This is a genomic window from Thiothrix subterranea (assembly GCF_016772315.1).
GTDB lineage: Bacteria > Pseudomonadota > Gammaproteobacteria > Thiotrichales > Thiotrichaceae > Thiothrix > Thiothrix subterranea.
This window is the reverse complement of sequence record NZ_CP053482.1, coordinates 2,011,531-2,031,452: the sequence shown is the minus strand read 5'-3', so window position 1 is coordinate 2,031,452 and position 19,922 is coordinate 2,011,531. Positions and strand designations below refer to the sequence as shown.

The 19,922-nt window shown below is 52.5% G+C and carries 20 protein-coding genes; 10 read left to right on the top strand and 10 right to left on the bottom strand.

The window, feature by feature from the left end; all coding sequences use genetic code 11:
* Position 1: 1 nt before the first annotated feature.
* The 4 genes from mnmE to rpmH are packed head-to-tail and all read right to left on the bottom strand — an operon-like array spanning position 2 to position 3,599.
* A complete protein-coding gene (mnmE, locus tag HMY34_RS09990) occupies positions 2-1,342 on the bottom strand; it encodes a tRNA uridine-5-carboxymethylaminomethyl(34) synthesis GTPase MnmE (protein WP_202715348.1) in 1,341 nt (446 codons plus the stop codon).
* Between the two features lie 13 nt (positions 1,343-1,355).
* Positions 1,356-3,029, bottom strand: a complete 1,674-nt coding sequence (gene yidC / locus HMY34_RS09985) for a membrane protein insertase YidC (RefSeq protein WP_202715347.1) — start codon at positions 3,027-3,029, stop codon at positions 1,356-1,358.
* Between the two features lie 26 nt (positions 3,030-3,055).
* Complete coding sequence (rnpA, locus tag HMY34_RS09980) at positions 3,056-3,460, bottom strand: ribonuclease P protein component (RefSeq protein ID WP_202715346.1); 405 nt, start codon at positions 3,458-3,460, stop codon at positions 3,056-3,058.
* A 4-nt stretch (positions 3,461-3,464) separates the two neighbouring features.
* A complete protein-coding gene (gene rpmH, locus HMY34_RS09975) occupies positions 3,465-3,599 on the bottom strand; it encodes a 50S ribosomal protein L34 (protein ID WP_028488473.1) in 135 nt (44 codons plus the stop codon).
* A gap of 235 nt (positions 3,600-3,834) precedes the next feature.
* Between rpmH and dnaA the strand changes: the two genes are divergently transcribed.
* The 9 genes from dnaA to HMY34_RS09930 all read left to right on the top strand — a co-directional run bounded on the left by dnaA (position 3,835) and on the right by HMY34_RS09930 (position 15,391).
* Positions 3,835-5,226: a chromosomal replication initiator protein DnaA gene (dnaA, locus tag HMY34_RS09970; protein ID WP_202715345.1), complete on the top strand. Its 1,392-nt coding sequence runs from the start codon at positions 3,835-3,837 to the stop codon at positions 5,224-5,226.
* A 225-nt stretch (positions 5,227-5,451) separates the two neighbouring features.
* Positions 5,452-6,561, top strand: coding sequence for a DNA polymerase III subunit beta (gene dnaN / locus HMY34_RS09965; RefSeq protein WP_202715344.1), 1,110 nt, complete (start codon positions 5,452-5,454; stop codon positions 6,559-6,561).
* 17 nt (positions 6,562-6,578) lie between these two features.
* The gene (recF, locus tag HMY34_RS09960; protein ID WP_202715343.1) at positions 6,579-7,676 is read left to right on the top strand and encodes a DNA replication/repair protein RecF; all 1,098 of its coding nucleotides are present in this window, start codon (positions 6,579-6,581) and stop codon (positions 7,674-7,676) included.
* Positions 7,677-7,706: 30 nt separating this feature from the next.
* Positions 7,707-10,142 (top strand): DNA topoisomerase (ATP-hydrolyzing) subunit B, encoded by a 2,436-nt coding sequence (gene gyrB / locus HMY34_RS09955; protein ID WP_202715342.1) that lies wholly within the window; start codon positions 7,707-7,709, stop codon positions 10,140-10,142.
* 8 nt (positions 10,143-10,150) lie between these two features.
* Positions 10,151-12,190, top strand: a complete 2,040-nt coding sequence (locus tag HMY34_RS09950; RefSeq protein ID WP_202715341.1) for a M3 family metallopeptidase — start codon at positions 10,151-10,153, stop codon at positions 12,188-12,190.
* Entirely contained in the window at positions 12,187-12,954 is a 768-nt protein-coding gene (gene xth / locus HMY34_RS09945; protein ID WP_202715340.1) for an exodeoxyribonuclease III, read from the top strand. The genes HMY34_RS09950 and xth overlap by 4 nt, the downstream gene beginning before the upstream one ends.
* A complete protein-coding gene (locus HMY34_RS09940; RefSeq protein WP_202719080.1) occupies positions 12,951-13,454 on the top strand; it encodes a hypothetical protein in 504 nt (167 codons plus the stop codon). Before xth ends, HMY34_RS09940 begins: the two co-directional genes overlap by 4 nt.
* Before the next feature lie 118 nt (positions 13,455-13,572).
* A complete protein-coding gene (locus HMY34_RS09935; RefSeq protein ID WP_202719079.1) occupies positions 13,573-14,418 on the top strand; it encodes a hypothetical protein in 846 nt (281 codons plus the stop codon).
* Between the two features lie 4 nt (positions 14,419-14,422).
* Entirely contained in the window at positions 14,423-15,391 is a 969-nt protein-coding gene (locus HMY34_RS09930) for a patatin-like phospholipase family protein (protein ID WP_202719078.1), read from the top strand.
* Between the two features lie 6 nt (positions 15,392-15,397).
* Here HMY34_RS09930 and HMY34_RS09925 read toward each other — a convergent pair whose 3' ends face one another.
* A complete protein-coding gene (locus HMY34_RS09925) occupies positions 15,398-16,075 on the bottom strand; it encodes an energy-coupling factor ABC transporter permease (protein WP_202719077.1) in 678 nt (225 codons plus the stop codon).
* Here HMY34_RS09925 and HMY34_RS09920 point away from each other — a divergent pair.
* The gene (locus HMY34_RS09920; protein WP_202719076.1) at positions 16,074-16,463 is read left to right on the top strand and encodes a VanZ family protein; all 390 of its coding nucleotides are present in this window, start codon (positions 16,074-16,076) and stop codon (positions 16,461-16,463) included. The two genes, HMY34_RS09925 and HMY34_RS09920, sit on opposite strands and share 2 nt — an antisense overlap.
* Here the strand turns inward: HMY34_RS09920 and HMY34_RS09915 are convergent.
* From HMY34_RS09915 to HMY34_RS09895, 5 genes are all read right to left on the bottom strand, one after another.
* Positions 16,460-17,125, bottom strand: coding sequence for a DUF3299 domain-containing protein (locus tag HMY34_RS09915; protein WP_202719075.1), 666 nt, complete (start codon positions 17,123-17,125; stop codon positions 16,460-16,462). The genes HMY34_RS09920 and HMY34_RS09915 overlap by 4 nt on opposite strands.
* Before the next feature lies 1 nt (position 17,126).
* Positions 17,127-18,386 (bottom strand): ABC transporter permease, encoded by a 1,260-nt coding sequence (locus tag HMY34_RS09910; RefSeq protein ID WP_202719074.1) that lies wholly within the window; start codon positions 18,384-18,386, stop codon positions 17,127-17,129.
* A complete protein-coding gene (locus tag HMY34_RS09905) occupies positions 18,383-18,631 on the bottom strand; it encodes a VF530 family protein (protein WP_202719073.1) in 249 nt (82 codons plus the stop codon). Before HMY34_RS09905 ends, HMY34_RS09910 begins: the two co-directional genes overlap by 4 nt.
* 71 nt (positions 18,632-18,702) lie before the next feature.
* Positions 18,703-19,377: an ABC transporter ATP-binding protein gene (locus tag HMY34_RS09900; protein ID WP_202719072.1), complete on the bottom strand. Its 675-nt coding sequence runs from the start codon at positions 19,375-19,377 to the stop codon at positions 18,703-18,705.
* Positions 19,374-19,922, bottom strand: a complete 549-nt coding sequence (locus tag HMY34_RS09895) for a DUF2796 domain-containing protein (protein WP_202719071.1) — start codon at positions 19,920-19,922, stop codon at positions 19,374-19,376. Before HMY34_RS09895 ends, HMY34_RS09900 begins: the two co-directional genes overlap by 4 nt.

Sequence of the window (19,922 nt, the reverse complement as noted above, 5' to 3'; positions counted from 1 at the left end):
ATTATTTGCCAATGCAAAAATTCGAGAATATTTCACCTAACAAATCATCCGGCGTAAACCGTCCGGTAATCTGCCCTAGCGTATCCTGCGCGGTACGCAATTCTTCCGCCATTAATTCCCCCGCATTGAACTCGCGCAACTGAAATTCAGCACGTTCCACCGCTGCCTGCGTCGTCTCCAACGCCTGCAAATGCCGCCGCCGCGCCATAAACGTACCTTCCGCTTCGCCCTGATAACCCATCCGCGTTTTCAACTCAGCGCGTAAGGCATCAATTCCCAACGACTGTTTGGCGGAAATGTAAAGGTGTTCGCCCTGTTTACCGGGGAGTTTGCCGCTTAAATCGACTTTGTTATGCACGGTAATCCGCGGCAAGTGAGGGGGTAAACGCGCCAGAATGTCAGCATTTTCCGGTTCGTCATGGCGGGTATCATCCACCAGTAACAGAATCAAATCCGCTTTAGCAATTTCCGCCCAAGCACGTTCAATGCCAATCTTTTCCACCGGATCATCACTCTCGCGCAAACCAGCCGTGTCGACAATGTGCAGCGGCATTCCGTCAAGGTTAATGCGTTCGCGCAACACATCGCGCGTGGTTCCGGCAATTTCGGTAACAATCGCGGTTTCCTGCCCAGCCAAGGCATTCAACAAACTCGACTTGCCCGCGTTGGGTCTGCCCACGATCACCAGATGCATCCCGTCACGCAATAAACTGCCTTGCCGCGCTTTCAGGAAGATCGTGTGTAATTGCTGTTTAATGCTTTCCAGCCGGTTAGTCACTGCGACATCCGCCAGAAAGTCGATTTCCTCATCGGGGAAATCCAACGCCGCTTCCACATATACCCGCAATTCGATTAAGCCCGTGAGCAATACATTCACCGCCGTGGAAAATTCCCCCTGCAACGAACGCAACGCCGACCGCGCTGCTTGTTCCGACCCCGAATCAATCAAATCGGCAATCGCTTCCGCTTGCGCCAAATCCAGCTTGTCGTTTAAGAAAGCACGTTCGGAAAACTCGCCGGGGCGAGCCAACCGCGCACCCAGTTCCACGCAACGTTTGAGCAGCATATCCAGCACCACCGTACCGCCATGTCCTTGCAGCTCTAACACGTCTTCGCCGGTGAATGAATGCGGGGCAGGGAAATACAAGGCGATACCGTCATCCAAGGCCGTGCCATCGACAGCTTTAAACAAACGGTGAACCGCTTTGCGCGGGGAGGGCAGAGAGCCAAGGATAGCAACCGCAAGCTCAGGCACGCGCTTGCCGGAAAGTCGGATAATCCCAACCCCACCGCGCCCCGGCGGTGTGGCTACGGCAGCGATGGTGTCAGGATTGTTCCACATCAAACATCAACCTCTAAGCATGTCCAACAATTTTCTTATTGATAAACCATTGTTGGGCAATCGACAATACGTTATTGACGACCCAGTACAGTACCAAACCGGCAGGAAACCACAAGAACATGACCGTGAAAATAATCGGCATGAACTGGAAGATTTTCTGCTGCATCGGGTCCGCCGGTGGCGGGTTAAGTTTTTGCTGTACCCACATTGACGCACCCATAATGAGTGGCAATACAAAGTACGGATCCATAATCGACAAGTCTTTGTACCACAGCAACCACGACGCTTGGCGCAATTCCACGCTTTCCAACAGTACCCAATACAAGCCCATGAACACCGGAATCTGGATCAAAATCGGCAAACAACCACCCAACGGGTTAATCTTTTCCTTGCGGTAAATGTCCATCATGGCTTTTTGTTTGCCTTGTGGATCATTCGCGTAACGATCGTTGAGTTCTTTGAGCTTCGGTGACACCGCTTTCATTTTCGCCATCGACTTGTAACTCATCGCCGATGGATAAAAGAACGCCAGCTTGATTAAAATCGTGAGGAAGATAATCGTCCAACCCCAGTTGCCAACAACGCCATGAATCATCTGCATCAGCCAGAAAATCGGCTTGGAAATGAAGGCAAAAATACCGTAATCCACGGTTAAATCCAGCCCCGTGGCAATGCTTTCCAGCATATCTTGGTCTTTAGGCCCGACATAGAAACCACTCTTGAACAGCCCGGTTGCCCCCGGTGCGACTTGCTGCACGGCGCTGCGCATTCCCAATACATAGCCTTTCACGCCTTGGCTTTGCGGAACCATGCTGTAGTATTGCGTTTCCTGATCTTGCTGCGGAATCCACGCACTCAGGAAGTAATGCTCCTGCATCGCCACCCAGCCGCCATTCACGGTTTCATTGACTGGCTTTTCATCCAAATCGTCAAATGACAGCTTGGTGTATTTGCCTTCGTGGAAATACGCCCCGCCAACATAGGCTTGCACCCCGCTCAACAGGCTACCCGCGTTTGCCGCGTAACCGTGCTTCAATTGACGGTATTCGGTACCGCTCCAGATGCTGGTGGATTGGTTGTTAACTTCGTGTTCAACGTTAACCAGAAAACTACCGCGTTTAAAGACAAAACGCTTGGTCACGCTGACGCCATTCGCGCCTTGCCAAGTTAACGGCACGATCAACTCATTCTGCCCCTCAGCCAAGGTGTACTCGGTTTGAGCAGCGCTGTAGGTCGCAAGGTGATCTGGCGCGAGGGATTTAGCATCAACCCCCTCCACCACTTGATGTTGTAACCCGGATTGCGCCACGTAATTGCGCCCATTCAAATCCAGAATTTTAACCGGCTTATCCGGCGTATCCAGACTGACAGGGTAAGTGGGCAAATCGGTTTCTAAAATTTCGCCACCACGGGTATTAATGCGTAACACCAGTGTATCGGTACGCACGGTCAGGGTTTGACCCACGCCATTATCCGCAGCCGGTACAGGCGCTGCTTGCCCCGGTATTGCAGCCACACTGCCTTGCACGGGAACTTCTTGGGCCGCGCCATCAACGCTGGCGGGGGCAGTCACACTACTGGCGGCAGCGACTGGGGGTTTGGGTGCATGATCCTGTTGCCATGTTGTCCAAATCAGGAACAGCATGAAAAGCAGGGTGAGATACAGGAAGGGACGTTGCGAATCCATGGGTAAAGCAATCCGGTTATTGACGGTTAGGGTAGGGCAATTTCATTGGGGCTGCCCGGACCGGCAGAGTATAGCTTGTGCAGGCGCAACCATAAACCTTCCAGTTGCTGGAAAATGTCAGTATTACTCATTGCCAGCACCTCAGCGCGGCACATAATCACCATATCCACGGCTGGCAGGCTGGTTTGATGCTGACGGAAGCTTTCCCGCACCAGCCGCCGAATGCGATTACGCTCATGCGCTCGCCGCAAGGCTTTTTTGGCAATCGCCATCCCCAAACGCGGAAAGCCGACGCTGTTAGCGGCGGCTCTGGCATTCAAACCGTTGGCGTGCAGGCGTTTACCGTGTTGGAATACCCGTTGGAAATCGACCCCGCGCGTTAGGCGCACCTCACGCGGAAAGGCGGTTATTCCTGAGTGACCTGCATCCAAAATCTTATGGAATCAGGCGTGCGCGGCCTTTGGCACGACGCGCACTCAATATTTTACGACCATCCGCCGTTGCCATGCGGGCGCGGAAACCGTGGGTACGGGCGCGGTGGATTTTGCTCGGTTGGAAGGTTCTTTTCATGACAAGTCACCAGTTAAATCATTAAGTCAATCACTGCCACGGCTCCAAAAAAATTCCCAGAATGCGGACAGCTAAAAAGGTGAGGCACATTAAGGGATTGCATGGATTTTGTCAACACCGCAATCAACACGTGGGTGTAGCTTGCGCTTGTGGATAACTCTGGAGCGTGCCTATAATTCGCTGTTCCAACACCGTGCTTTATACCTCGTTTCAACCACCTTGGAACCGCTTTTCTATGCTCTGGCAACAATGTTTACAGCAACTCGAACAAGAAGTCCCCAACAGTGAAATCAACACCTGGCTACGTGCTTTACACGCCATTGAAAAGCGTCAGGCATTGTATTTATTAGCCCCCAATACCATTGTGCTCCAACAAGTACACGAACACTATTTGCCACGCATTGCCTTTCACGCCCGCATTCTGACTGGCGATAATGAATTTGATGTATTGCTGCAAATTGGTTCATCAGTTCCCACGCCACCGTTACGCGAAGAGCCGCCGCCGCCGTTTCCTTCCCCCCAATTATCCAAACCACCCGAAGACGTGCCTAATCGTGAACGTGGCTGGAATTCACAGCAACCAGCACCGGTCAGTGAACGCTTTGCCAATTCACTCAACCCGCGCATGACCTTCGCGAATTTTGTGGAAGGCAAATCCAATCAACTTGCCTGCGCGACCTCGCAACAAGTCGGGGATCACGCCGACACCGGCTACAACCCGCTGTTCATTTACGGTGGAGTTGGCTTGGGCAAAACCCATTTAATGCACGCCATCGGCAACCGCATCCTCGAATGTGACCCCGGTGCACGGGTGATTTATGTGTACGCCGAACGTTTCGTCAATGACATGATTTCGGCTATCCGCAACTCACGCATGGAAGAATTCAAGCAACATTACCGTAGCTTGGATGCGCTGCTGATTGACGACATCCAATTCTTTGCGGGCAAAGACCGTTCAATGGAAGAGTTTTTCCATACCTTCAATGCGCTGCTGGAAGGGCAGAAACGCATTATTCTCGCCAGCGACAAATTTCCCCGCGATCTCGAAGGCATTGAAGACCGTTTAAAGACGCGCTTCAATTGGGGTTTAACCGTACAAATCGAATCCCCCGATCTCGAAACCCGTGTAGCAATTTTGCGCAAGAAAGCCGAGGATGCGGGCTTACGCTTGCCCAATGACGTGAGTTTTTTCATCGGCAAGCGCTTCCACTCCAATATCCGCGATTTGGAAGGGGCATTGCAACGGGTCATTGCCAGTATGCGCTTAAAGTGCACCACACAAGTGACCTTGGATTTTGTGCAAAATGCCCTGCGCGATCAATTAGCCAGCCAAGACAAAATGGTGTCCATGGGGAACATCAAAAAAATCGTGGCGCAATACTACAACATTCGGGTAACGGACCTAGATGCGAAAAGCCGCAACCGCTCAGTCGCACGCCCACGGCAAATGGCGATGGCACTTTCCAAAGAACTGACTAACCACAGCTTGCCCGAAATTGGCGACGAATTCGGTGGTCGTGATCACACCACCGTGATGCACGCTTGCCGCAAAGTCGTCGAGTTGCGTGAGTCAACGCCCAAGCTGGAGGAGGACTATCGCATCCTGTTTCGCACGTTAACAAGCTGAGGATAACTACCCTGATAAGTTTGTGGGTAAACTGTGGATAACTTTTCCCGTAAAGTTACACACAACTTATCCACAGGCAAATGGCCTACTTACTCACAACTTATTAAGCTGTGGATAAGTGAAAATTCACCCTAAGTAATCAAAAGGTTAAGAAAACTATGCACAGGTTCCCTCTTGCCTTACTATTATTACTATTCTTTAAATACATTTAAGATATATTAAGTAATGAGACTAACCCAAACCCGTGAACACCTACTCGAATCCTTGCAAGCCACCTTGGGGGCAATCGAGAAACGTCATACCGCGCCCATTCTGGAAAACGTGTTACTGCGCATTCAGGGCAATCAGTCCTTCTGGCGTGGCACTGACTTGGAACTGGAAATTGCCACTCACGCACCCATCATGGATGGCGCTGACGGCGAGATCACCATTCCTGCCCGCAAATTGGCGGACATTTGCAAATCGCTTCCCCCCGAAAGCATTGTGAATATCGAAGTCCAAGCCGATAAACGCGCCCGCGTCAGCGCTGGACGCAGCCGTTTTGAACTCGCTACCCTACCTGCCAGCGAATTCCCAGAACTGGAAGACATCGGTGATGTGCATACATTGGAATTGCCAGAAAACACGCTGAAGCATTTGTTAGAAGCGTCGTCATTCGCCATGGCTAATCAAGACGTGCGCTATTACCTCAACGGTTTGCTGTTGGAAGTAAATCCTGATGGGGTACGTACCGTAGCAACCGATGGACATCGCTTAGCATTGTGTTTCCACACAGCGGATATGCCCGGTGTGGAGCAAAGCCGTCAGTTGATTATGCCCCGCAAAGGTGTATTGGAACTGTCACGTTTATTACGCAATGACTGCCAAGTGCCAGTACAAGTACAAAGCAGCCAGAACCACCTACGGGTGCAACTGGATAATTTACGCTTCACCACCAAGCTGGTAGACGGGCGTTACCCCGATTACCGCGCAGCCGTTCCCGGTGGTGGTCAGATTCAAGTGGATTTGGATCGCAAAGCTTTCAAGGACATGTTGAATCGGGTTGCCATTCTCTCCAACGAGAAGTTCCGAGGTGTACGCCTGTCGTTGAGCGAAAACAGCTTAAAGGTCGAAGCCAATAACCCTGAGCAAGAAATTGCTACCGACGAATTGGACGTGCATTACACCGGTAAAGATTTCAGCATTGGCTTTAACGTCACTTATCTGTTGGATGCAGTCAACCATTTGGAGGGGCAAACCCTAAGAATGCACTGCAATGCCCCCGAAAGCAGCGTGTTACTCACCGACCCCGACGATGACACGGTACGTAATGTTATCATGCCGATCCGTTTGTAAATGCGAGAACCAGTAGGGTGTGGATAAGTCGTCTTAACATTCAACATTGTCGAGTTATCCACAGCGCCACGCTAGCATTAAGCGAACATGCGAATGTGTTGTATGGGGATAACGCTTCCGGCAAGTCGAGTTTGCTGGAAGCCCTCGCGGTATTGTCGCGAGGACGTTCGTTTCGTACCCCACGGATGGCGGAAATCATTACCCGTGGGGAAAACGAACTCACCGTTGCTGCCAGCGTGGAACAGGGGATTATTTCGCAAAGTTATCCACTGGGCATTACCAAAAGTGCCACCGATACGCGCATTCGCATCAACCACGCTGACGTGCAACAACAAGCCGAACTCAGTAGCCATGTTCCGCTCACCCTCATTCACCCCGGTTCGGTGGAGTTACTCACAGGTAGCCCCACCGCACGCCGCGCTTTTTTGGATTGGATTGCGTTTTATCGCTTTGCTGAATTCAATCGGGCATGGCGGGACTACCAACGGGTGTTAAAGCAACGCAATGCCTGCCTACGCGACCCGAAGCAACGTCAAGCGCTGCCACAGTGGACACGGCAGTTAATCGCCTTACAGCCGATTCTGTGGCGTTACAGGGTAGATGCGTTAGCAGCGTTACAAACGACTTTGCAAGATTGTGGTGAGTTACTCACCGCAGTAAGTTATCCACAGCTTGTGCTCAGTAGTGGCTTTCCGGCGGGAATTAATCCACAAGATGAGCAGCAAATAGCGCAATTTTTAAGCGAAAAAATCGAACAAGAATGCAAGCAAGGTTTCACCCTCTACGGCGCACATCGGGCGGATTTGCACATCTTGCTGGAAGGCGTTCCCGCCTTACGCATTGCCTCACGCGGGCAGCTTAAAGTACTCGCGGTGGCTTTATTGTTAGCGCAAAGTCATGCCATTGCGGATAACGCCACAAAACGCGGTATAATCGCCATCGACGACTTGGCATCAGAACTGGATGAGCAAAACCAGCAAGCGTTGTACAATACCCTGCGCACGACGCAGCAACAATTAATCATAACCGGCACACACTACCAACCCCTGAAGAATTGGGTGGCAGACGCGCAGGTGTTTCAAGTGAAACACGGGCAAGTATTTGCCGCAAACTGATCACCCCATGACCGTAACAATGGAAATAACATGACTGAACCAACACCTGCTGTACCCACCTACGATTCCTCGAACATTAAAGTACTCAAAGGCTTGGAAGCGGTGCGCAAACGCCCCGGTATGTACATCGGTGACACCGATGATGGCACGGGTTTGCACCACATGGTCTTCGAAGTTGTGGATAACTCTATCGACGAAGCGCTTGCCGGTTATTGCAAAGAAGTCAAAGTCGAAATTTTCAGTGATGGCTCGGTGCGCGTGTCGGATGACGGTCGCGGCATTCCAGTGGATATGCACGAAGAGGAAGGGCGTTCTGCCGCTGAAGTCATTATGACCGTGTTGCACGCGGGCGGTAAATTTGACGATAACTCGTACAAAGTGTCCGGCGGTTTGCACGGTGTCGGTATCTCGGTGGTGAATGCGTTGTCGTCCGACTTGGAATTGACGGTGCGCCGCAACGGTAAATTGCATCAGCAAATGTACAAGCTTGGCGATCCGGTTGCACCACTGGCAATTATTGGCGATACCGAAGGCACAGGAACATCGGTGCGTTTCTGGCCGAGTGCGGAGATTTTCGCACTGACTGAATTTCATTACGACATCCTCGCGAAACGGCTGCGGGAATTATCGTTTTTGAACTCTGGGGTACGCATTCACCTGATCGACCGTCGCGGCGAAGGGCGTGAAGACGTGTTTGAATACGAGGGCGGCATTAAAGCCTTCGTCGCGCACCTTAACCGCAACAAATCACCCATACACAATAATATCATTTACTTCACCACCGAGCGTGATGGCGTGGGCGTGGAAGTGGCGTTGCAATGGAACGATTCGTATCAGGAAAACATTTTCTGCTACACCAATAATATTCCACAGCGTGATGGCGGCTCGCATTTGTCCGGCTTCCGCGCTGCCCTTACTCGCACCCTAAACAGCTATATCGAAAGTGCTGGATTGGCGAAGAAAGAAAAAATCAGCCCGACGGGTGATGATGCGCGTGAAGGTTTGACTGCGGTGCTATCGGTCAAAGTACCTGACCCCAAATTCTCCTCGCAGACCAAAGACAAGCTGGTGTCTTCTGAGGTTAAAGGCATTGTCGAAGCCGCCATGAACGAACGTCTCGGCGAATTCCTGTTGGAAAGCCCTTCTGAAGCCAAGCTGATTGCAGGCAAGATGATCGAAGCGGCGCGGGCGCGTGAAGCGGCTCGTAAAGCGCGTGATATGACTCGGCGCAAGGGCGCGTTAGACATTGCGGGTTTGCCTGGTAAGCTAGCTGACTGCCAAGAAAAAGACCCTGCCCTGTCCGAACTGTTTCTGGTGGAAGGGGATTCAGCGGGTGGTTCTGCCAAGCAAGGGCGTGACCGTCGTACCCAAGCGATTCTGCCGTTGAAAGGCAAAATCTTGAATGTGGAACGGGCGCGTTTCGACAAGATGATCAGCTCCCAAGAAGTGGGTACGCTGATTATTGCGCTAGGCTGCGGGATTGGGCGCGAAGAATACAATATCGAAAAATTGCGTTACCACCGCATTATTATTATGACGGATGCGGACGTGGATGGTTCACACATCCGCACCCTGCTGCTGACGTTCTTCTATCGGCAATTGCCGGAATTGGTGGAACGCGGTTACATCTACATTGCGCAACCGCCGCTGTACAAAGCCAAGCGCGGCAAACAAGAGCAATACATCAAAGACGACAGCGAAATGGAACGTTACTTGCTGCAATTGGCACTGGATGGCTCAAACCTGCATTTGGACGCGCACTCCCCTGCGATCAGTGGCGAAGCCTTGGAAACCTTGGTGCGACAATACAATGCCGCCAAGCAAGTGATTAGCCGCTTGTCACGCCGTTACGACCGTAATTTGCTGGAAGCCTTGCTGTTTGAAAGACTGCCTTCCACTGAAGACATTAACAGCGTAACCGCTGAATCGTTTGCGGAATGGGTAGGCAGTGCCATTGCCACGATGAACACGGCGGATAACGGCGCACGTACTTATACCTCGCATTTAAACAAAATTGACGACAGTGCGTGGACGTTAGAAGTGAACCGCCGTCAGCACGGTTTGGATCATCGGATTCTGCTCGATCGCGATTTCTTCTTAATGCCAGAAACCAAATTGCTGATCAAAACCAACCGTGAAATGGATGGTTTACTCGGTGAAGGTGCAGTGGTGATACGCGGCGAACGCAAATACGAAGCGCAGCGTTTCGACCAATTGGTGGAATGGTTGATGAAAGAAGCCAACCGTGGGTTGCAAATCAGCCGCTACAAAGGTTTGGGTGAAATGAATCCTGAGCAATTGTGGGATACCACGCTGAACCCTGAAACGCGCCGTTTGATGCAGGTGCGGGTCGAAGATGCGATTGCTGCCGACGAAGTGTTTACCATGTTGATGGGCGATGAAGTCGAGCCGCGTCGTGACTTTATCGAAAAGAATGCGTTGTCTGTTTCCAATCTGGACGTGTGAGGTTTTACGTGGAACAAAAAAATCCCTTGCTGGACATCAGCAAACTGCCGCTGTTCTCGCAAATCAAGCCGGAACATATTACCCCTGCGTTAGACGTAGTGTTGCAAGACAACCGCGCATGGTTAGACCAAACGCTGGATACTGAAACACGTTTCACGTGGAACAATCTGGTTGCGCCGATGAACGAAGCGGGCAATCGCTTGGATCGCATGTGGTCGCCCGTGAGTCACATGAACGCGGTGGTCAACACCGAGGAATTGCGTAAGGCATACAACGACAACCTGTCGCGCTTGAGTGATTATCACACGGAGTTGGGGCAGAACGCGAAGTTGTATCAAGCCATGCAGTCCGTGCGCGAAGGCGAAACTGGGCTGGATGCAGCACAGCAGAAAAGTCTGGATGATAGCTTGCTCGGTTTCACGCTATCCGGTGTGGCTTTGCCAGACGCGCAAAAAGAGCGTTTCCGTGCCATCAGTCAGGAACTCTCACAACTGACTTCGCGCTTTTCCGACAATGTGTTGGACGCCACCAATGCGTGGACGAAGCAAATTCTAGATGTGAACGAACTCGCGGGTTTGCCCGAATCCGCATTGGAAATGGCAGCACAAACCGCCAAGCAGCGTGACATGGAAGGCTGGGTGATTACCCTGCAATTCCCTTCTTACTTCCCGGTGATGACGTATGCCGATAACCGCGAGTTGCGGGCGGAAGTCTACCGTGCGTACACCACCCGTGCTTCGGAACTGGGGGCGAATGCGGAATGGGATAACACGCAAGTCATGTGCGACATCCTGCGCTTGCGTCAGGAAGAAGCCAGTTTGCTGGGTTACGCCAATTTTGCTGAACTCTCGTTGGCAACCAAGATGGCGGAAAGTCCGCAGCAAGTGTTGGATTTCCTCGAAGACTTGGCACGTAAATCCAAGGCATTTGCGGCAACGGAATTTGCCGAGATCCAAACCTTTGCGCGTGATCAGTTAGGGCTGGACGATGTGCAAGCGTGGGACGTGGGTTACGTCAGCGAGAAGATGAAACAAGCGCGTTTCGATTTCAGCGAAGAAGATCTCAAGCCCTACTTCCCTGCTGCTCGCGTGATCAGCGGCTTGTTTACTTTGGTGGAAAAACTCTTCGGTGTGCGCATCGAGCAGCAAGCCGGTCATATTGATTTGTGGCACAACGACGTGCATTTCTATCTGGTCTATGACCGTAGCGGTGCGGTGCAAGCGTGTTTCTACCTCGATTTGTACGCTCGTCAGCACAAACGCGGTGGGGCGTGGATGAGCGATTTCTGCGGACGTTTTCAGCGTGTCGATGGCTTGCAGATTCCGGTCGCGTTCATGACGTGCAATAGCAGCGCTCCTGTTGGTGACAAGCCTGCGCTGTTTACCCACGATGAAGTGGTGACGCTGTTCCACGAGTTTGGGCACGGTTTGCACCACATGCTCACGCAAGTCGATTATCCCGATGTCGCGGGTATCAATGGCGTGGAATGGGATGCAGTGGAGTTACCGAGCCAGTTCATGGAAAACTGGTGTTGGGAACGTAGCGTGTTGGATATGATTGCGGCACATTGGCAAACCGGCGAGGCATTACCCGAAGCCTTGTTCCAAAAAATGCAGGCAGCTCGGCATTTTCAGACCGCGATGGGAACAGTACGCCAACTGGAGTTTTCGCTGTTCGACATGCGTTTGCATCTCGACCCGCAAGCGGCAGAACCCGGTCGTCTGGAAGCCATCCGTCAGGAGGTGTTGGAACAGGTAGCGGTGATCAAACCCCCTGCCTTCAACCGGATGCCCAACAGTTTCACCCACGTCTTTGCCGGTGGTTACGCGGCAGGCTATTACAGCTACAAGTGGGCGGAAGTGTTGTCAGCCGATGCGTTTGCTCGTTTTGAAGAAGAAGGCTTGTTTGACGCAGGCGTGGGCGAAGCGTTCTTGAAAGAAGTGCTGCAAGTCGGTGGTTCACGCAAAGCAATGGAATCGTTTGTCGCTTTCCGTGGGCGCAAACCTTCCGCCGATGCCCTGCTCCGTCATAGTGGTCTTACTGCATGAAGATTGCGACTTGGAACGTCAATTCGCTGCGGGTACGCTTGCCTCACGTATTGCAATGGCTGGAAGCAGCCCAACCTGACGTACTCGCGATTCAGGAAACCAAAACGGTTGATGAGCAGTTTCCGCTGGCAGAGCTGGAAGCGGCTGGTTACAACGCGGTATTCGCCGGGCAGAAAACCTATAACGGCGTGGCGATTTTGAGTAAATCGCCCGCCACCGAAATTGTCACCGACATCCCGGATTTAGACGATCCCCAACGCCGCATCCTTGCCGCGACTATCGACGGGGTTCGGGTGGTGAATTTGTACGTGGTCAACGGTGCAGAAGTCGACTCCGACAAATACGCTTACAAGCTCGATTGGCTTGCGAAAGTGACTGCTTGGTTACAGCAACAAGCCGCGTTATATCCGTCATTGGTGGTGCTGGGCGATTTCAATATTGCCCCCGAAGACCGTGATGTGCATGACCCAGTGGCGTGGGGGGAAGGTATCCTCTGCTCCCCTGCTGAGCGTGCGGCGTTGCAGGCCATTCAAGCGTTGGGTTTAAGCGATACCTTCCGTCAGTTTGTGCAGCCTGACAAGAGCTTTAGCTGGTGGGATTACCGTGGCGGTGGTTTCCGGCGCAATCACGGGTTGCGGATTGATTTGATTCTTGCCAGCAAGCCCTTAGCGGATGCGTGTCAGTCGTGTGTGATTGACCGTGAACCACGCACCTGGGAAAAGCCTTCCGACCATACGCCGGTGGTGGCGGAGTTTACACGGTGATACGGTATTTGCTGATCGGTATAACCGTATTTGTGCTGACGGTTGCGGGCAAATGGTGGTTTGATACCCGCCCTAGCACTGCCCTACCCATCATCGCGCTGAGTCTGCAAACCCCGTGTGATTTGCACCAAGCGCCGTGTGTGGCGAGTGATGCACAAGGGCGGCGTTTACGTTTCAGCATTAACCCCACGAGCATTCCGTTGATGGAAGAATTGACTGTGCAGGTCGACACCAGCGGTTTGGCAGACGTCAACAATCTGCGCTTGACGGTCGAAGGCGTAAATATGTTCATGGGCTACCAATACGCCGATTTGAAATCCATCGGCGCAACGCAATTCCAAGGCAAACTGATTTTGCCGGTGTGTACGCTGGAAAGAATGGAATGGTTGGCGACTTTAGACGTCTTTACCCCCGCTGCGAAGCTGCAAGCCAAGATTCCATTCGTGACGATGAGCAGCAAAGCTTTACCGCCGTTTAACCAAAATCTGCTTGATAAATAGTCAAAACAATGTGCTTTAGCCGTCAGGCGTAAAAACGGTGGTGTCTATCTGCTGAAGATTGTTATTTAGCCTGCGATAGCGTTTCATTGCTGCCATGTCAGAACACAGTGCATTTTTCATGGTAAACAATAAAAACAACATGCCATTGTTGGTAGCCGTATTGCTGTTAGCCGCTTTCAGTATCGGTTCCGCCAAATTATCGGCAACTACTCCTACACCATTGCCAGTAGCGGCGGTTAATACCGCTTCAACCGATAATTTAGCTCTATCGGTGATATTAGCAAGTGATCTCTCTGTGGCAGTAAGGGATATTACTTGGCGCATCCGCGCCGCCGATGGCAGCTACGAACAGCGTTACATTGGGCCTTCGCCGTCGCTCAGTGTACCTAGCGGTCAATACGAAATAACACTGTTGATTGGTACTTATAGCGCCACTCAAACCGTTAAGGTCTTGGAAGGGAAACTCAGCCGTCTCGCTGTTACTGCCAATATCGGGCGTTTACGGATCAATAGCTCCCACCCTGCTGACTGGAAAATTACTGCTCAACAGGGAGCAGATGCGGGAAAAGTCGTGAGCAGCAGCAAGGGTAGTAAAATCCTCAATACCCTCTTGCCACCGGGTGAATACGACGTATTAGCCAGCCGTGGCGATGGCATTCAACATTCGCAGCGCTTGCACGTCACCTCTGGTAAACTCAGTGCCGCTACTATCCAAATGCCTTCTGGCAAAGTGACATTGGTTGCAACCCTTGCTAATGGCCCCGCCCTGCGCCCGATGAGTTGGGCAGTGTATCGGCTCGATGATGGCAAGCAAACCATTGCAACCCCGCGCCGTCATTCTGCCAATCTCGAAGTAGCACCGGGTCATTACGAAGCCGTGGCAACCTTGGATGGGCAAGAACGCCGTCGCGCCTTCACGGTATTGACGGGGACAAGTAACCGCATTGTGATTGCAATGGATTAAACGCATGGCACATCTCCCCCGTATTGGCATTGCACTGGGCAGTGGTTCGTCGCGTGGCTGGGCGCACATTGGCGTGTTACGCGCCTTGGCTGAACACGGCATTCACCCGGAAATTGTGTGCGGCTGTTCGGTCGGCGCTATTGTCGGTGCCGCTTATGCTGCTCAGCGTTTGGATGTGCTAGAAACCGGGGTGCTGGCGTTCAACCGTTTAGAACTCGTGCGCTTTTTCGAGTTAAACCCTTCGCTTAACGGCTTTGTGAATCGCGACAAGCTGCAACAGTTCTTTCACACCAACGTGTGTGACGCTACGCAAAGCATTGAACAACTGTCATGCAAATTCGCCAGTGTTGCCACTGATTTAGAAACCGGGCGCGAAATCTGGTTTACGCAAGGTGCGGTGCTGGAAGCCGTTTTCGCCTCCATCGCCCTCCCCGGTTTGTTTACCCCCTATCGTTATGGCAAGCAATGGCTGGTGGATGGCGGTTTGGTTAACCCCGTGCCCGTATCCATGTGCCGTGCGTTGGGGGCAGAGGTCATTATTGCGGTGAATTTGAATGGCAATATTGCGCGGCGTTACGCTAACCACATCCAAAAAGCCAAACCAGAGAAACCAGTTGATGCCACCCCCAATAAAACCAGTGACGGTACAACGGCTAAGCCTGAAACTTTTGTGGATACGTTGACCACTTCATTGCGTGAATATTCCGCCGCGTTATTCCCTGACACCAACAGCAAACCCAAAGAAACGGCTCCTGGCTTGATGGATGCACTCGCCGCTTCCATCAATATCATGCAAGATAAAATCACCCGCAGCCGCATGGTCGGCGACCCACCGGAAATATTGCTCACACCCTCGCTGGAACACATTGGATTATTGGAATTCCACCGTGCCGCTGAAGCGATTGCTGAGGGTTATGACACCGTGGAACGCATGTGGCCTGAAATTAACCGCCTGCTAGGTGCTAAATCTTAGCCACGCTTAACGCGGTTTATCGTCGTCAATTTTGCGCAGGTAACGGGCATCATCAAACGCCGGAATGCATTGCGGCATATACACCACCGCAATCGCCACCAACATGCCATTGATAATGCCTTCGGGAAACATTAACAGCGGAATAAATGGCAGGTAATAGGTTTGCAAATAATGCGCGGTGAAAGTATCCGTCCACCACAGCAATAAGCTGCCGGTGAGCACCACCGCGACACTGCTTAGAATCGCGGCGAGAAAGCCATTAACGAATATAAAAATGAAGATATTCGTGGGTAAATGCTGCTGGCTCCAGCGTAATAACTGGTGCGTAATCAGGATCGGGATGCCGCCCATCACCAAAGTATTCAGCGGTATTGCCAGCAAACCCGCTTCCAAATGCCAGAAAGCGATACTAACGATCACCGTAGCGGCAAGCAGCGCCAAGCGCCAACCGAACATCAGCGTCATGACGGTCATGCCGAGTAAATGAAAATTGAGGGTCGTACCTATGCCTGCCCTTAATAGCCATATAACACTTGCAAATGCAATCGCGCCTAGGTAAACATGCGTATGTTCACGCACATAAACCCAATTAGCGTGACGCAGCGCACGCCCTAACACAACAAAAAGTAGGAAACTGGCAGCAATTAACCAGTCCTCATTGAAAACATTAGCAGGTATATCCATGCAAGCCATCCTCTCACGATTCACGGTTAACCCGCGACAAACCCGACTTCTACTGAAGTTTTTATTCGTCGCCTTGGCTGGACTCGGTATTGTTGCCGCGTTACTGCCCGGTGGTGGTCAAGGCTTACCCCATGCAGACAAGTTGATGCACGCCGGTGCTCTGTTTGGGTTTGCCCTGCTCTTGGATTTGGCAACCACGCGCAGCTTCTGGCGCTGGCAAGTACCTATACTCCTGTGCTACGGCGTTTTCATTGAGATAGTGCAAGGTTTTACCACATGGCGCTCGGCATCTTTGGCGGATATTGCCGCTGATGCCGCCGGTATCTTGCTGTATTGGGTATTGTGGCGGTTGGCATTGCAACGCGCGGTGCCACACGACAACGGTTAATTGGGTTTAGCCGTGGTGTCATCGTCTTGGTAAATTTCTACGGAGGCGTCTTTGATTTGGTAGCCCGCCTCGGCAAGATCGGTGTGGATTTGTTCGGTGACAATTGTTCCATATACCCATACCGGTTCGTACATGCGTTCTATGCCGATGCTTTTGCTTTCTAGCGGCTTGACCAGTAAAGTTTGGTTGAGTGGTGGTGGTGGGGTGTGAATGCACGCGCCAAAATACGGTACGAGCAAAAATTCTTTCACCATGCCCTTGGCTTCGTCTATTTCCAAGGGCGACATAAAGCCGGGGATTTTGATTTTCTGACCATTGAGTTTAGGGTTGACTGGGGCGGCGTTTAATTCTGCTTGCATTTTTTCCAACACAGCATCTTCAGCGGGGTCGCCTTCGGCAATCGAATCAATTTCCGGTTGGTATTTTTTGACGATTTCCGCCAGCCCCTGCCCCGGTAGTTCCAGATTTTCCCATTCGATTTCGGTGTATTCGCCGTTTTGTGGTGATTTGGTGGCGCTGGGTTGGGTCACGGATTTAATGGGTGTACCCACCGCAGGCGCATTGCTGGGGAGCGCGGGCGGCGTGTCTGCTGGGTTTTTTTCACCGCAAGCGACCAACAAGCTAGTGAGGATAATGACGGGGAATAATAGTTTTGTGTTCATTTTAAACTCTTACGGTTAAACCATCTTGCAGGGAACGCCGATACGCAATTGCCCCCGGAATCAGGCTGAACAGTAACGCAAGCAGCGTCACCACTGCAAGCAACAGCCCTTCATGCCAAGTCGGAAGCCAAGTGCTCAGGTAAAACCCGTATTCCGCCATCACCCACGGACGTGCCGCTAATACCCCAACCCACACCAGCGCTGCACCCAACAAGCCACCGAATACCGCCAATACCCCCGCTTCCAGCACAAACAGCAGGAACACCTGACGCGGGTGTGCGCCCACTGCCCGTAAAATTGCCATTTCGCGCCGCCGCTCATTCAAGGTGGACAGTAGCGTGGTCAACATGCCCAGCAAGCCCGCTATCACCACAAAGCCCGTGATAATGCGCAACACGTTTTCAAACATGCCAATGGCTTGCCAGAGTTCTGCCAGCGCCACGCCGGGGACGGTTGCCAGCAAGGGTTCGCGTTTGTAATCGTTGATTTCGCGTTGCACTCGAAACGCGGCAGCGCGGTTTTTTAGTCCGACCATAAACGCGGTAATCACTTTGGGTTGCAGGTTTTTCTGCAAGGCTTCATCAGCGCTGATTTGGTAGCCGGGGACTTTTGCACCGCCTACCCAGTCGATGTGAATGGCTTCGATGCCTTCCAGCGAGACATGCACGGTGCGGTCAATCGGTGTGCCAGTGGGCTTGAGAATGCCCACTACCTGAAACGGTTTGTCGGCGTGCAACGTAAAGCTAGTTGCCGCCGCGCCGTGCGCAATCACGATGTTGTCGTGGAGCTGGTAGCCGAGTTTGCGTGCCACTTCTGCCCCCAACACGGCATCGAACACGCCCGCAAACGGCTTACCCTCGGCAAATTCAAGCAAGCGTTTATCACCGTGGCGGTAGTAGCGAAAATAATCCTGATTCGTGCCCAGCACGCGATAGCCCTTGTGTGAATCACCAAGACTGATGGGAATTGTCCACTCCACCAGCGGTTTGTTGGCGATCTCTTGGTAGGATTGCCAACTGATATTGTTGGTGGCGTTGCCGATACGAAACACGCTGTAGAGCAGCAATTGCACCGGGCCGCTGCGTGCGCCCACCACCAAATCCGTGCTGGAAATGGTGCTTAGGAAGCTACTTTTCGCCTCTTTGCGGATGTATTCCACGCCCAGCAACAGCGCGACGCTAATGGCGATGGCAAACAACGTGAGCAGCAAACTGGCGCGGCGATTCCACAAACTGTGCAGGGTGAGGTTGAGCAGGATCATGATTCGCGCCGTTTTTCACGCAACATAAAGCCGTACAGCCCTTCGACTTTTTCTCGCGCCCAGGGGGTTTTGCGCAGGAATTTCAGGCTGGAAGCCATGCTGGGGTCACTGGCAAAACAGCGCACCGGGATGCGCTCGGCTAAGCCTTCCCAGCCGAAATAGTCCACCAGTTCGGTGAGGATGGTTTGCAAGGTTAAGCCGTGCAGTGGGTTGTTGTTTTGCTTTTGGGTGGGGATTGTATTCATTTCAATAGTTTCCAGCAGATGGTGTTGTAGGGGCAATTCATGGATTGCCCCTACGGGGATTGGCACGGGTATTATGGGCGGTTCACGTCACCCAAATCCACCACACGCGGAAAGTGGCTGGCAATGTGCGGATCGTGGCTCACAAACACAATGGTGCTGCCTTGCACCGCTGCCTCTTGGAACAACAAGTTCAGGAAACCGTCACGGGTATCGGTATCCAGTGCCGAGGTCGGTTCATCCGCAATGATCAATTCAGGGCTGCCGATCAGGGCGCGGGCGACGGCGACGCGCTGTTGTTGCCCCACGCTCAGGTCAGTGACGGGGCGTTCCCACAATTGACGATCTAACCCCAGATGTTCCAGCAAGCGGTTAGTAGTGGCTTGCATATCCCCTGCTTGTTGTTTGCGCCGTTTGGAAAAATGGCAGGGTAACTGCACATTTTCCCGCACCGACAGATACGGCAAGAGGTTGAACTGCTGGAAGATCACGCCCATGTGATCGGCACGGAAACGGTCGCGGGCGGAATTGTCCATGCTGTGCAATGCTTGCCCCAGAATAGTCAAGCTACCGCTGGCAGGGCGCAAAATGCCTGCCAGCAGATTGAGAAATGTGGTTTTGCCGCTGCCGCTTGCGCCGCGAATAAACAGGTGTTCGCCTTGGGCAACGTGCAATTCGGCAATTGCCAGCGTGTCACGGGTTTGCCCTTGCCAGCGGTAGTGCAGGTTTTGCAGTTCGATCACGTTCATGGGGTTAGTTTGATGGTGTCATCCTTGTCCAGTTCCAGCGCGGATGCGCCCTTCTCCGTCACCCATTCCGCTTTGATGTGTTGGAAACCGTCGGGGAAAGCGGCGAAGAGTTTCACCGCCACTTCTTTCAGTTCGGCGGGTTGGGTGCAGGCGAATGACCAAGTAACATCCATATCGTTGTGGGCTTCACCAGCAGTCTCGGCGGTATTCCCTAACAAGGCGGAGATGACTTCGGCACTTTTGAGGGTGCAACCTGCTTCGGTATTCATGCTGAACAGTTCTGCCCCTGCTTCGAGCTTTTTCACCGCATCAGCAAGTTTTTGCTTGTCTTCATCGGTGGTGGCGGCGTGTTCAAAGCCGACGATATTGGCGGCGGGGGATTCGAGCATGATTTCCAGCCCTTCTGCTCCGGCGGCGAGGGATAGGGCGGCAGCACCGTGTTCGTGTGCGCCGTGTTCTTCGTGTTCATGCTTGTGGTCATCAGCGTAAAGGTTGCTGGTGGACAGTGCCAAGCACAGGCTTAGGAGGATGCTAGGGTAGTTCAT